Source organism: Pseudothauera rhizosphaerae, assembly GCF_004801305.1.
In the GTDB taxonomy this organism is placed as follows: Bacteria; Pseudomonadota; Gammaproteobacteria; order Burkholderiales; family Rhodocyclaceae; genus Pseudothauera; species Pseudothauera rhizosphaerae.
In genome coordinates this window covers 21,404-35,399 of record NZ_SSOD01000016.1, presented here as the reverse complement: position 1 = coordinate 35,399, position 13,996 = coordinate 21,404, and the positions used below count along the sequence as shown (strand labels likewise).

At 70.1% G+C, this 13,996-nt stretch carries 6 protein-coding genes; 4 read left to right on the top strand and 2 right to left on the bottom strand.

Features of this window, described 5'->3' with window-relative positions; translation table 11 throughout:
- Nucleotides 1-6 precede the first annotated feature (6 nt).
- Entirely contained in the window at nucleotides 7-3,183 is a 3,177-nt protein-coding gene (locus tag E6O51_RS17145; protein WP_136386234.1) for an error-prone DNA polymerase, read from the bottom strand.
- 368 nt (nucleotides 3,184-3,551) lie between these two features.
- Here E6O51_RS17145 and E6O51_RS17140 point away from each other — a divergent pair, with 368 nt between their 5' ends.
- From E6O51_RS17140 to E6O51_RS17125, 4 genes are all read left to right on the top strand, one after another.
- Nucleotides 3,552-6,428 (top strand): putative bifunctional diguanylate cyclase/phosphodiesterase, encoded by a 2,877-nt coding sequence (locus E6O51_RS17140; RefSeq protein WP_136386233.1) that lies wholly within the window; start codon nucleotides 3,552-3,554, stop codon nucleotides 6,426-6,428.
- Between the two features lie 265 nt (nucleotides 6,429-6,693).
- Nucleotides 6,694-8,874 carry a catalase/peroxidase HPI gene (gene katG / locus E6O51_RS17135; protein WP_136386232.1) on the top strand — a complete coding sequence of 727 codons (2,181 nt, stop codon included), beginning with the start codon at nucleotides 6,694-6,696 and terminating at the stop codon, nucleotides 8,872-8,874.
- Between the two features lie 159 nt (nucleotides 8,875-9,033).
- Nucleotides 9,034-11,469, top strand: coding sequence for a Lon protease family protein (locus E6O51_RS17130; protein ID WP_136386231.1), 2,436 nt, complete (start codon nucleotides 9,034-9,036; stop codon nucleotides 11,467-11,469).
- 168 nt (nucleotides 11,470-11,637) lie between these two features.
- Nucleotides 11,638-13,428 carry a M61 family metallopeptidase gene (locus tag E6O51_RS17125; RefSeq protein WP_136386230.1) on the top strand — a complete coding sequence of 597 codons (1,791 nt, stop codon included), beginning with the start codon at nucleotides 11,638-11,640 and terminating at the stop codon, nucleotides 13,426-13,428.
- Here the strand turns inward: E6O51_RS17125 and E6O51_RS17120 are convergent.
- Nucleotides 13,417-13,983, bottom strand: a complete 567-nt coding sequence (locus tag E6O51_RS17120; protein WP_136386229.1) for a hypothetical protein — start codon at nucleotides 13,981-13,983, stop codon at nucleotides 13,417-13,419. The genes E6O51_RS17125 and E6O51_RS17120 overlap by 12 nt on opposite strands.
- Nucleotides 13,984-13,996 lie beyond the last annotated feature (13 nt).

Below are 13,996 nucleotides of genomic sequence, written 5' to 3'. Positions count from 1 at the left end.
CAGCCCTCAATGGAAATCCCGGCTGCGCGCCTCCAGGCTGCCGAGCAGGACGGAGTGGTCCACCACCCGGCCGGCCACCAGGTGCACGACCCGGCCCTGGCGGCTGATCTGGCCGTACACGCCCAGCAGGCGGGCGCCGAGGAGTTCGCGGCGCTGGGCTTCCAGCAGTTCGGGGCGGACGATGATGTTGACCAGCCCGGTTTCGTCCTCCAGCGTGACGAAGAGCGTGCCCTTGGCGGTGCCGGGGCGCTGGCGGCAGGTGACCACTCCGGCCGCGCGGGCGAGCTGGCGGTCCTGGCAGTCGGCGATCTGGCGGGCGCTCAGGAAGCGCAGCGCGGCCAGGCGCTCCCGCAGCAGGGCCAGCGGATGGCGGCCCAGCGTGAAGCCGAGGCGGGCGTAATCGGCGACGATGTCCTGGGCTTCCGTGGCCGGCGGCAGGGCGAGGCGCGCCTCGTTGCGCGGGGCGCCGTGCAGTACGCCGGGCAGGGCGACGTCGCCCGCGGCCTGCCACAGGGCCTGGCGGCGGTGGCCGGCGAGCGAGGCGAGCGCGCCGCCGGCGGCCAGCACGCGCAGTTCGGCGGCGGAAAGCGCGGCACGGTCGGCGAGATCGGCCACGTCGGCGAAGGGGCGGCACGCGCGTTCGGCCACGATGCGTTCGGCCGTGGCGGCGTTGAAGCCCTTGACCCGCTCCAGGCCCAGGCGCACGGCAGGGGCGGTGGATGATGACGGTGCCAGCACGCTGTGCCACTGGCTGTGGCAGACGTCCGGGGCGAGCACTTCCACGCCGTGGCGGCGGGCGTCCTGGATGAGCTGCGAGGGCGAGTAGAAGCCCATCGGCTGGCTGTTGAGCAGGCCGCACAGGAAGGCGGCGGGGTGGAAGCGCTTGATCCAGGCCGAGCAATACACCAGCAGCGCGAAGCTGGCCGCGTGGGATTCGGGGAAGCCGTAGCTGCCGAAGCCTTCGATCTGGCGGCACAGGCGTTCGGCGAAGTCGTCGGAATAGTCGTTGGCGGCCATGCCGGCCATCAGCTTCTCGCGATAGCGGTCCAGTTCGCCCTTGCCGCGCCAGGTGCCCATGGCGCGGCGCAACTGGTCGGACTCGCCGGGCGTGAAGCCGGCGGCGGCGACCGCGAGCTGCATGACCTGTTCCTGGAAGATGGGCACGCCCAGCGTGCGTTCCAGCACCGGGCGGATTTCCTCGCGCAGGCCCGCCAGCGGATCTTCGCCGCGCGCCTTGCGTTCGCGCGCGCCCAGGTAGGGATGCACCATGCCGCCCTGGATGGGGCCGGGCCGCACGATGGCCACTTCCACCACCAGATCGTAGAAATCGCTCGGCTTCAGGCGCGGCAGCATGGAGAGCTGGGCGCGGGATTCCACCTGGAACACGCCGATGGCGTCGGCTTCGCCCAGCATGTCGTATACCGCCGGGTCCTCGCGCGGGATGTCGGCCAGGGTGAGGCTGCGCCCTTCCCAGGCGGACAGCAGTTCCAGGCTGCGGCGCAGGGCGGAGAGCATGCCCAGGGCGAGCACGTCCACCTTGAGCAGGCCCATCTCGTCCAGGTCGTCCTTGTCCCACTGGATGACGGTGCGCCCGTCCATGGCGGCGTTTTCCACCGGCACCAGTTCGTCCACCCGGCCGCGGGCGATGACGAAGCCGCCCACGTGCTGGGACAGGTGGCGGGGAAAGCCGAGCAAGGTGTGCACCAGCCCGGTGAGGCGGCGCGCGACGGGGCTGGCCGGGTCCAGGCCGGCCTCGCGCAGGCGCTCGGGGCGGATCTGCCGGCCGTCGAACCATTGCTGGCCCCGGGTCAGGCGTTCGATGCGCGCTTCGTCCAGGCCGAGCGCCCGCCCCACGTCGCGCAGCGCGCTCCTGGAACGGTAGCTGATCACCGTGGCGGCCAGCGCGGCGCGCTCGCGGCCGTACTTGCGGTACAGGTACTGGATGACTTCCTCGCGCCGGTCGTGCTCGAAGTCCACGTCGATGTCCGGCGGCTCGTCCCGCTCGCGGGAGATGAAACGCTCGATCAGCATGACGCCCTGCTCGGGATGCACCTCGGTGATGCCCAGCGCCCAGCACACCACCGAGTTGGCGGCCGAGCCGCGCCCCTGGCACAGGATGCCGGCCTGGCGGGCATGGCGCACGATGTCGTGCACGGTGAGGAAATAGGGTTCATAGCCCAGGTCGGCGATCAGCGCCAGTTCGTATTCGACCAGGGCGCGCACTTTGGGCGGTGCGGGATCGGCGGCAGCCTCCGGCGGCCGGGCCGTGCCCGCCTCGGCGACTGCCGCGCGCCCCAGGGGCGGGGCGTAGCGCCAGGCGAGTCCGCCTTCCACCAGGCGGCGCAGCCAGGAGGCGGCTGATTCGCCGGGCGGGACCAACTCGGCGGGGTATTCATAGCGCAGTTCGGCCAGGGAAAAGGCGCAGCGTTCGGCCACCGCCACGCTTTCTGCGAGCAGGGCAGCGGGCAGGCGTCGGGCCAGTTCCCGCGGGTCGTGCAGGCGGCGTTCGGCATTGGCGGCCAGCGCCAGGCCGGCTTCGGCGAGCGGGGTGCGCAGGCGGATGGCGGTGAGCACGTCGGCCAGTTCGCGCCGGCCGGCGTCGTGCATCAGTGCACCGGTGGCGGCCACCAGCGGCAGGCCGGTCTCGCGGGCGATGCGCTGCAGGCTCTGCAGCCGGGCGCGGTCGTCCGCGCCGCAGGGGCAGTCGGCGGCGATCCAGGCGCGGCCGGGAAAGGCTTGCGTGAGCCAGGCGGCCTGCTGCGGCAGGTCCGCGGCGAGCGTGGCCGTGTCGTCCGGCGGCAACAGCAGCGCGAGGCAGCCGGGCAGGCCGTCGGCCAGATCGGCGCGGGCGAGGCGGTACTGTCCCTTGGGCGCGGCGCGCCGGCCGCGCGTGAGCAGGCGGCACAGGCCGGCATAGCCTTCCCGCGTGGCCGCCAGCAGCACCAGGGCGGGGCCGTCCGCCAGGCGGACGCGGCTGCCGACGATGAGCTTGAGCGGCAGCCGCTGGCGGCGGATTTCGCGATGGGCGCGCACCACGCCGGCGAGCGAGCCTTCGTCGGTGATCGCCAATGCCCGATAGCCGAAGGCGGCCGCCTGCTGCACGAGTTCCTCGGGGTGGGAGGCGCCGTGCAGGAAGCTGAAGCAGGACAGGCAGTGCAGTTCGGCATAGGCGGGGGCAGTCATGGTGTAAGTATATACAGTCGATTTCGCTGTATGGAACCGGGACAGGACCTCTGCCGCGGGCGTGATCTGTCGGCCGGACGCATGAATTCGTGCGATATGGCATGATCCTGCTCACGTGACATCGCGGCCGGCTTGACATCGTCTTGTGCGCTGCGGTATTAGGCTGTAACAAATAAACACACATCGCCAATAGGGGATTGGAATGCGGAGGAGGAGGCCGTTTGCACGGCTCGCGAGGCCAAGTGCGGCCGCCGTGCGGGGGCAGATGACGGGTCCCGCGCCGGATGTCCGGCACGGTTGGCAGGTGTTGCAGGAGATCATGGTGAAGTCGAAGAAGGTCGTCCGCGCGGACGTCGAGATCTTCTGACATGCCGCGCCTGTTCCGCCTCACCCATCGCCTGCTGCTGCTCTGGTTCGCCTCCGTCGCCGCCGTGCTGACGGTTTCCGGTGCCGCCTTCCTGCTGTTCGAGGGGCACGAGGTCGAGGCCGAACGCCGCGCACGCATCGAAGCCGCGTTCGGCACCCTGCAGAACCACCTGGACCAGCGTGCGGCCCTGCTCGGACATTCGGCCGGTGCGCTGGCCTCCCGCCCCGGCATGGTGGCCACCATCGGCCTCTATGCCGACCACTTCGACCCGCAGGCGGACAATGCGGCCATCTTCGATGCCGCGGCCCGCGAGCTGTCCATGGAACTGGGCCAGATGGCCCAGGCTGCCGATGCGAGCTGGGCGGCCATCATCGGCCCGCGCGGCCCGGTCGGCGCGTACTGGCGGCATGGGGAGGCGGACCACCATGCGTACTTCTCGCTGCGCCCGCAGGGCGTCGAAATCTATGTGAGCGCCGCTCCGGGCGCGCCGTTTCGCGCCGCGAGCCAGCCCCAGCCCTTCATCCAGCGCGTGACCGCCGGCCTGGAGGCGACCCGGAACGGCAGCCCGGTGCTGACCGCCTGCGCGACCGCCGGCGGGCCGGCGCTGGCGGTGCAGCGTCCGGTGGAGATCGATACGGCCGACGGAACGCGCGAGGTCGGCCGCGTGATCCTGGGCGCCTGCCTGGACGAATCCTTCGTGGACAAGGTGGCCGCCCAGGCCGGCGCGGCCTTCGGCATCGTCGGCGAGCGCAAGCTGCTGAGCGAAGCGATGCCCGACATCATTCCCCCGGCCGTCGCCGATCCGCTGCCGGCCGCTGCCGACCGCGGCCGCCTGAGCCTGGCCGGCATCCGCTGGCACAGCGACGAGGCCCATGTGCTCGGCGCCGGCGACTGGCTGCTGGGCGACGGCAGCCTCAGCACGGCCATGTTCGTGCTGAGCCGCCAGCAGCTCTCGGAGCAGCGCGACGCCCTGTTCACCGCGGGCCTGGCAGGCATGGCGCTGGCGGCCGCGGTGGTGTTCGTGGTCGGCGTGCTGTACCTGCGCCGCAACGTCACCTCGCCCCTCGAACGCCTGGCGGCGGCGGTGGCCAGCGCGCGCGCGGGGCGCTACGAGAAGGTCGCGGGCGTGCGCTCCGGCGACGAGATCGGCGACCTGGTGGATACCTTCAACGCCATGACCGAGAAGATCCGCGACCGCGAGTACCAGTTGCGGCGGCTCTCGCAGGCCGTCGAGCAGAGCCCGGCCTCGGTCATCATCACCTCGACGAGCGGACGGATCGAATACGTCAACCCGCGCTTCTGCGAGATCACCGGCTATACGGCGGACGAGGCGGTGGGCCAGAACCCCGGTTTCGTGAAAAGCGGCCACATGCCGGAGGCGGTCTATCGGGAACTGTGGGACACCATCCTCGTCGGCCGGGTGTGGCGCGGGGAACTGACCAACCGCACCAAGGACGGACGCATCATCCACGAGCAGACCTCCATCTCGCCGATCCTCGACGAGTCCGGCGCCGTCACGCACTTCGTCGCGGTCAAGGAGGACATCACGCGGCGCAAGGAGGCCGAGGCCCACGTCAATCACCTGGCCTACCACGACGCGCTCACCGACCTGCCCAACCGGCGCCTGTTCCGCGACCGCCTCAACCAGGCACTGCGCCTGCATCAGCGCAACGGGACGGGCTTCGCCCTGCTGATCCTGGACCTGGACCACTTCAAGGACATCAACGACAGCCTCGGCCACACCGTGGGCGACGAACTGCTGCGCCTGGTGGCCGGACGGCTGCTCGGCCTGCTGCGCGACACGGACACGCTCTCGCGCCTGGGCGGCGACGAATTCGCCATCCTGCAGACGGACATCCGCCAGCCCTCGGATGCGGCGGTGCTGGCCGGCAAGATCATCGAATCCTTCCGCGAGTCCTTCGAGCTCGGGCTGATGCGCCTGCACAGCAACACCAGCATCGGCATCGTGGTGCCCACCGGTGACGTGCTGGACGTGGACGACCTCATCAGCCGCGCCGACATCGCGCTCTACAAGGCCAAGGCCGCGGGGCGCGCGGCCTACGTGTATTTCGACGACGCCATGACCGCCCAGGTGCAGAACGACGCCGAACTGGTGCACGACCTGGCCCGCGCGCTCGAACTCGGCCAGCTCACGCTCGCCTACCAGCCGCAGATCGAGCTGACGACCGGCCGGCTGGTGGGCGTCGAATCGCTGCTGCGCTGGCAGCACCCGCAGTTGGGCGGCATTGCGCCGAACCGCTTCATCCCGCTGGCCGAGAGCCGCGGCCTGATGCCCGAAATCGGCCTGTGGGTGATGGCCGAATCCTGCCGCCAGTGGCAGCGCTGGCAGGCGCAGGGGCTGGACGTGGGTCGGGTCGCGATCAACGTCTCGGCCGTGCAGTTCAAGGGCGGCCGCGGCATGGAATCCATGCTCGAGACGATAGAAGGCAGCGGCGTGCCGCCCTCCGTGCTGGAGATCGAATTCACCGAATCCGCCTTCGTGGACGTGGGCAACGACACGCTGGCGTGGATCCGCAGCCTCAGCGAGCGCGGCGTGCATTTCGCCATCGACGACTTCGGCACCGGCTACTCGTCGCTGATCATGCTGCGCCAGTTGCGCGCCCACAAGCTCAAGATCGACCGCGAGTTCGTCAAGGACATGATGTCCGACCCCAACGACGCGGCCATCGTCCATGCCACCGTGTCGCTCGCCAAGACGCTGGGCATGACGGTCGTCGCCGAAGGCATCGAGGAGGCCGCCCAGGCCGACTACCTGCTCCGGCTCGGCTGCGACGTGGGGCAGGGCTACCACTTCGCCGCGCCGATGCCGGCGGACGACATCCTCGCACGCTACGGCGGCGCATCGCCGTCTGCGTGATCCGCCCGGCCGCCGGCCCGGAAGCTGGCGCCTGCCGTGCCATTGCCTTGCCTGATCATTGGTCCCGCATCGAAGAGGCTGAGGCTATCCGAACCATTGGTTTACTTCATGCTGAATCCGGCATCGAAGCGACTATGATCTAGAAAAAGCCGCAAGCATTTCCCCTCCGCGGGACAGGGCGCTCGAAGCGGGCCATGCCGGCCGGACTTCCTGCCTCCTGCGCGCAAGGCATCCTTCTGCTCGGACAACAAAGGAGATCTGCACCATGAGCAACGAAAAGACCGAAGCAAAGTGCCCGTTCCACCACGCCGCCGGCGGCACCGCCAACCAGCACTGGTGGCCGAACCAGTTGCGCGTCGACCTGCTGAACCAGCACTCGAACCGCTCCAACCCGCTGGGCGAGAAATTCGACTACGCCGAAGAATTCAAGAAACTCGACTACGAGGCCCTCAAGGCCGACCTGCGCAAGCTGATGACCGATTCGCAGGACTGGTGGCCGGCGGACTTCGGCAGCTATGCCGGGCTGATGATCCGCATGGCCTGGCACAGCGCCGGCACCTACCGCACGCTGGACGGCCGCGGTGGCGGCGGGCGCGGGCAACAGCGCTTCGCGCCGCTCAATTCCTGGCCCGACAACGTCAGCCTGGACAAGGCGCGCCGCCTGCTGTGGCCGATCAAGCAGAAGTACGGGCAGAAGATTTCCTGGGCCGACCTGATGATCCTGGCCGGCAACGTGGCGCTGGAATCCACGGGCTTCCGCACCTTCGGCTTCGCCGCCGGCCGCGAGGACACCTGGGAACCGGATCAGGACGTCTACTGGGGCCGCGAGACCACCTGGCTCGCCCTCAGCAACGATCCCAAGAACACCGGCAACCGCTACTCCGGCGAGCGCGATCTGGAAAACCCGCTGGCCGCGGTGCAGATGGGCCTGATCTATGTGAACCCCGAAGGCCCGGACGGCAACGGCGACCCCATCAGCGCCGCGAAGGACATCCGCGACACCTTCGGCCGCATGGCCATGGACGACGAGGAAACCGTCGCGCTGATCGCCGGCGGCCACACTATAGGCAAGACCCACGGCGCCGGCCCCGCCGACAAGGTCGGTCCCGACCCCGAAGCCGCGCCGCTGGAACTGCAGGGTTTCGGCTGGAGGAGCAGCTTCGGCACCGGCGTGGGCAAGGATGCCATCACCTCCGGCCTGGAAGTGACCTGGACGCAGACGCCGGCCCAGTGGAGCAATTACTTCTTCGAGAACCTGTTCAAGTACGAATGGGTGAAAACCAAGTCGCCGGCCGGCGCGATCCAGTGGGAAGCCAGGGACGCGGAAGCCATCGTCCCCGGCCCCTCGCCCGATTCGCCCAAGCGCAAGCCGACCATGCTCACCACCGACCTGTCGCTGCGCTTCGACCCGGCCTACGAGAGAATCTCGCGCCGCTTCCTGAACAATCCGCAGGCCTTCGCCGACGCCTTCGCCCGCGCTTGGTTCAAGCTCACCCACCGCGACATGGGGCCCAAGGCCCGCTACCTCGGCCCGGAAGTGCCCAGGGAAGACCTGATCTGGCAAGACCCGCTGCCCAAGGCGACGCATAACCCGACGGCGGCCGACATCGCCGACGCCAAGGCGAAGATTGCCGCCTCCGGCCTCACCGTGGCCGAACTCGTCTCCACCGCCTGGGCCTCGGCGTCCACCTTCCGCGGCGGCGACAAGCGCGGCGGCGCCAACGGCGCGCGCATCCGGCTGGCGCCGCAAAAGGACTGGGAGGCCAACCAGCCCGCGCAACTGGCCAAGGTGCTCGCCAAGCTGGAGGAAATCCAGAAGGCCTCCGGCAAGCTCTCGCTCGCCGACACCATCGTGCTGGCCGGCGGCGTGGGCATCGAGCAGGCGGCCAAGGCGGCCGGCATCGACGTGACCGTGCCCTTTGCGCCCGGCCGCGTGGATGCCACCGCCGACCAGACCGACGTGGCCTCCTTCGCCGTGCTGGAACCCAAGGCCGACGGCTTCCGCAACTACGCCAGCGGCAAGCTGGGCGCGCTCGCCGAGCACCTGCTGATCGACAAGGCCCAACTGCTGACCTTGACCGCACCGGAACTCACCGTGCTGGTCGGTGGCCTGCGCGTGCTGGGCGCCAACGCCGGCGGCAGCACACACGGCGTCTTCACCAAGCGGCCCGGGACGCTGACCAACGACTTCTTCGTGAACCTGCTCGACATGGGCACGGAATGGAAGCCGGTGTCGGAAGCCAAGGACGTGTTCGAAGGGCGCGACCGCAAGACCGGCGCGGTGAAGTGGACCGGCACCCGCGTCGATCTCGCCTTCGGCTCCAACTCCGTGCTGCGGGCGTTGGCCGAGGTCTACGGCAGCGCGGACGGGCAGGCGAAGTTCGTGCAGGATTTCGTCGCGGCATGGGTCAAGGTGGCGAACCTGGACCGCTTCGATCTCGCCTGATGCAACACTGAACGAACCGTTCGCCAACGACGCGCAGCCTGCGGGCTGCGCGTTTGTTTTTGGGATGCGGCCTGCGGCACCGTGTAGACTTCGCTGCGCCGCACGCCCGCGTCAGGGGCCGTGGACGATTTAATCTTCAGCGCCCAGGAGAACAACAACATGGCCGATGGCCCAGCCCGCGCCGCCGACCGCAGCCTCGATCCGGCCCGCCTGCGTGCGTGCTGCGCGCCGGAGAAGCTGCCTTTCGCCACCACCGCCGAACTGGCCGACGTGCCTGGGGGGCTGGGCCAGGAGCGTGCCGAAGAGGCGCTGCGCTTCGGCCTGGCGATGAAGCATCCCGGCTACCACGTGTTCGTGCTCGGCGGCCCCGGCACTGGACGCCATGCCACCACGCTGCGCCTGCTGCGGGAAGTGGCCGCGGCGCGCGACACCCCGCCCGACCTGTGCTACCTGCACGACTTCGACAAACCCCAGTGTCCGCGCCTGCTCGCGTTGCCGGCCGGGCGGGGCGGCGCCCTGCGCGCCGAGGTGCAGACCTTCATCCGCGAGTTGCGCCCGGCCATCGAGGCGGCGCTGGACAGCGAGACCCACTCGAAGCGGGTGGAAGCGCTGCAGGAGGCCCACGAAAACCGCGAGGAATCCGCGCTGCGCGAACTGGGCCAGGCCTGCGCCGCCGACGGGCTGGTGCTGCTGCGCACGCCGCAGGGCTTCGTGTTCGCCCCCAGCCGCAACGGCCAGACCCTGTCGCCGGAGGAGTTCGACGCTCTGCCGGAGGACGACCGCAAGGCCTGCGAGGCGCTGGTGGATACCTGGAGCGACCGTCTGGGCGACCTGCTGATGCAGCTCCCGGACTGGCGCAAGACTCTGCACGAGGCCATCGCCCAGGCCGAGCGCGACGCGCTGGCACCCACCGTCACCCATCTGATGCGCGGCCTGCGCGAGCATTTCGCCGACCTGCCCGCAGTCGGGGAATTCCTCGACGCGATCTGCGCCGACCTGCTCGACAGCGGCACCGTGTGGCGCGGCGCCGGGGAGGAGGGCGAGGAAGAGGAGGAGGACGGCAGCCGTTTCCAGCGCTACCAGGTGAACCTGCTGGTGGACCACTCCGGCACGGAAGGGGCGCCGGTGGTCATGGAAGACAATCCGGCCGTCGGTAACCTCATCGGGCGCATCGAGCACGTGGTGCAGATGGGCATGGCGGTCACCAACTTCACGCTGGTCCGCGCCGGGGCACTGCACCGCGCCAGCGGCGGCTACCTGGTGCTGGACGTGGAGCGCCTGCTGGTGCATCCCTTTGCCTGGGAAGGCCTCAAGCGCGTGCTGCGCAGCGGCGAAATCCGTATCGAACCGCCCACCGAGGCCCAGGGCTGGAGCGCCACGCTGACCCTCGACCCGGCGCCGGTGCCCTGCGACGTGAAGGTGGTGCTGGTGGGCGAGCGGGAGATGTTCTACCTGTTGAACGAACACGATCCGGATTTCCCCGAACTGTTCAAGGTCGCCGCCGACTTCGACGACGACCTGCCGCGCACCGCCGAGAACGAACTGCATTTCGCCGGCCTGCTCGCCAAGCTCGCCCGCCAGTCCGCGCTGCAACCCTTCGACCGGGTTGCGGTGGCGCGGCTCATCGAACACGGTTCGCGTCTGGCGGAAGACGGCGGCCGCCTGTCACTGCACACCCGCCAACTGGCCGACGTGATGCGCGAAGCCGATCTCCTTGCCCGAAACGCCGGCCAGCCCGTCGTGGGCCGCACCCACATCGACCGGGCGGTGGCCGCGCGCGCCCGGCGCTTCGGGCGCTACGCGGAGCAGGTGCGAGAATCCATGCTGGACGGCACCACGCTGATCGCCACCGCCGGCGAGCAGGCCGGGCAGATCAACGGCCTCGTGGTCGTGGAGCTGGGCGGCGAGCGCTTCGGCCACCCCATGCGCATCACCGCCACCGTGCGCCTGGGCGAGGGCGACGTGGTGGACATCGAACGCGAAACCGAACTGGGCGGGGCCATCCACTCCAAGGGCGTGCTCATCCTGTCCGCCTTCCTCGCCAGCCGCTACGCCCGCCACCAGCCCCTGTCGCTTTCGGCCAGCCTGGTGTTCGAGCAGTCCTACACGCCAGTGGAGGGCGATTCCGCATCGCTGGCCGAACTGTGCGCGCTGCTGTCGGCGCTCGCCGACGTGCCCATCCGCCAGTCCCTGGCGATCACCGGCTCCATCAACCAGTTCGGCGGCGTGCAGGCCATCGGCGGCGTCAACGAGAAGATAGAGGGCTTCTTCGACCTGTGCGCCGCGCGCGGCCTCACCGGCGAGCAGGGCGTGGTCATCCCCACCGCCTGCATCCGCCACCTGATGCTGCGCGACGACGTGGTGGAGGCCGTCGCCGCCGGGCGCTTCGCCGTGCATGCCGTCGCCACCGTGGACGAGGCCATGGAAGTGCTTACCGGCATGCCGGCGGGCGTGGCCGACGCCAAGGGCATCATGCCGCGCGACACCCTCAACCACCGCGTGGCCGGCGCCCTGGCCGACATGACCGCGGCCCGCCACGCCTGGAGCGAGGGCCACGAACGGCCGCGCAGGCGCGTGCGGCGGCAGGAGCATTGAGCCCACGATTATCCCCAGCGCCCGTGGGCAGTCCTGTGGACAAGCTGTGGGCCGGCGCTGCAGAAGCTTGAGGCAGCAGGGCTTTTTCCTGCTGCCCAAGAATCGGGCAGGCCGCGAGCCGCAGTGGATAGCGCGTAGAATCGGGCGTTTTCGCCCCGCCTCTTTGCCATGAGCACTTCGATTTCCGCCGTCCACTACGCCATCCGTCCCGCCCGGCCCGCTGCCCACCTGTTCGAGCTCAGCCTGACCGTGGCCGAGCCGGACCCCGCCGGCCAGCGTTTCAGCCTGCCAGCCTGGATTCCGGGCAGCTACATGATCCGCGAGTTCGCGCGCAACATCGTCGCCATCCGGGCCGAGACCGCGGGCCGCGCGGTGGCGCTGGAAAAGCTCGACAAGCACACCTGGCGCGCCGCGCGGGTGCCCGCGGGGGCGGCCCTTACGCTGCACTACGAAGTCTATGCCTGGGACCTGTCGGTGCGCGGCGCCCATCTGGACCGGACCCACGGCTTCTTCAACGGCACCAGCGTGTTCCTGCGTGTGCACGGCCGGGACAACGCCCCCTGCACGGTGGACATCCAGCCGCCGGCCGAACCGGCACTCGCCGACTGGCGGGTGATCACCGCGTTGCCCCGCGCCCGCGGCAAGGGGGCGGCCAAAGCCCACGGCTTCGGGCTGTATCACGCGGCGGACTACGACGAACTGATCGACCATCCCGTGGAAATGGGCCGCTTCACGCTGGCGAGCTTCGAAGCCGGCGGCGTGCCCCACGACTTTGCCATCACCGGCCGCCACGACTGCGACACCGCCCGTCTCACCGCGGACCTGGCGCGCATCTGCGCGTGGCAGGTCAAACTCTTCGGCGCCCCGGCGCCCATGGACTACTACGCCTTCCTCGCCACCGTGGTGGGCGACGGCTACGGCGGTCTGGAGCATCGCGCTTCCACCGCGCTGCTCGCCAGCCGGGCGGACCTGCCATACCCCGGCATGCAGGGCACGAGCGAGGGCTACCGCCAGTTCCTCGGCCTGTGCAGCCACGAGTATTTCCACACCTGGAACGTCAAGCGCATCAAGCCGGCGGCCTTCGTGCCCTACGACCTGGCGGTGGAGAACCACACCCGCCTGCTGTGGGCCTTCGAGGGCTTCACCTCCTACTACGACGACCTGGCCCTGGTGCGCAGCGGCGTCATTGGTACGGACGACTACCTCGCGCTGCTCGGCAAGACCGCCTCCAACGTGCTGCGCACGCCCGGCCGGCTGCGCCAGAGCGTGGCCGAATCCAGCTTCGACGCGTGGACCAAGTATTACCGCCAGGACGAGAACGCCCCCAACGCCATCGTCAGCTACTACGCCAAGGGCGCCCTGATCGCCCTCGCCGTGGACCTGCAGTTGCGCGCGGCGAGCGGCGGCGGGAAGAGCCTGGACGACGTGATGCGCCTGCTGTGGCAGCGCTTCGGCCAGACCGGCCTGGGCGTGCCGGAGGACGGCATCGAGGCCGCGGTGGAGGAGGTCGGTGGCAAGGCGCTGGCGCGCTGGCTGCACCGGGCGGTGAACGGCACCGACGACCTGCTGCTGGCTCGTCTGCTCAAGCCCTTCGGCATCGTCTGGAAAGCCGAGGCGGCGGTCGCTGCGCCCTGGCTGGGAGCGAAGCTCGCCGGCGGCAACGGCGAGGCGAAGCTCGCCAGCGTCTTCGATGGCGGCCCGGCCCAGCGTGCGGGCCTGTCGGCCGGCGACGTGCTGGTGGCGCTGGACGGGCTGAAGGTGAGTGCGTCCGGGCTGGACGCGATGCTGGCGCGCCGGCGAGGCGGCGAGCACGTGGACATCCACGCCTTCCGGCGCGACGAACTGATGCGCTTCGAAGTGGAACTGGCGGATGCCCCCGCCGACAAGGTGAGCCTGAAAACGGCCGCCAGACCGTCGACCGCCGCGCTGCGGCTGCGCCGCGGCTGGCTAGGCGGCTGAAGACCCTTCGTCGGCCTTGGGCAGCAGCTTGCCGCGCCAGTAGCGCCAGGCGAGGAAGGCGAACAGACCGGCCATGATCAGCCAGAATCCCACGCCCTCCCAGAAGGCCACCGGGTCGGTGGCGAGGAAGTAGTCCCGCGGCGGGCGCACGAAATGCACGCGTCCGCTCGCCAGGGCGCGGATCGCCGAAGCGATGGCGGCTGCGGCCGGTGCGAACCAGACCAGCAGGCCCAGGGAGACGATGGCCCGGTCGGCGAAGGGCGAAGCCTGCCGCCGCGGGCGATACACGCTTTCCACCCCGCACCACAGGGCGAGCACGAAGCCGACCGCCGCGATCACCGGCAGCACCGCCATGACCCCACCGAGCGCAGTGGCGGCGAACATGAAGCTGGCGCCTTCCAGCGGCATCACCCGCGCCCAGATTTCGGGCAGGCGGATGAAGAGCCAAGCGGAGCCGGCCGTGCCGAGCAGGAAGGCGACCAGGGCGTAGGCCGCCACGCGGCGGGCGAAGTCGCCGGGCAGTTCGGAGGCGCGGGGGTGCGGAAATAGTGGCATGGCTCGTCGGGGG

Bases quoted from the DNA above. Each gene is read 5' to 3' on its own strand.
- E6O51_RS17130 (WP_136386231.1), top strand. From the start codon at position 9,034: ATGGCCGATGGCCCAGCCCGCGCCGCCGACCGCAGCCTCGATCCGGCC.
- E6O51_RS17145 (WP_136386234.1), bottom strand. From the start codon at position 3,183: ATGACTGCCCCCGCCTATGCCGAACTGCACTGCCTGTCCTGCTTCAGC.
- katG (WP_136386232.1), top strand. From the start codon at position 6,694: ATGAGCAACGAAAAGACCGAAGCAAAGTGCCCGTTCCACCACGCCGCC.
- E6O51_RS17140 (WP_136386233.1), top strand. From the start codon at position 3,552: ATGCCGCGCCTGTTCCGCCTCACCCATCGCCTGCTGCTGCTCTGGTTC.
- E6O51_RS17125 (WP_136386230.1), top strand. From the start codon at position 11,638: ATGAGCACTTCGATTTCCGCCGTCCACTACGCCATCCGTCCCGCCCGG.
- E6O51_RS17120 (WP_136386229.1), bottom strand. From the start codon at position 13,983: ATGCCACTATTTCCGCACCCCCGCGCCTCCGAACTGCCCGGCGACTTC.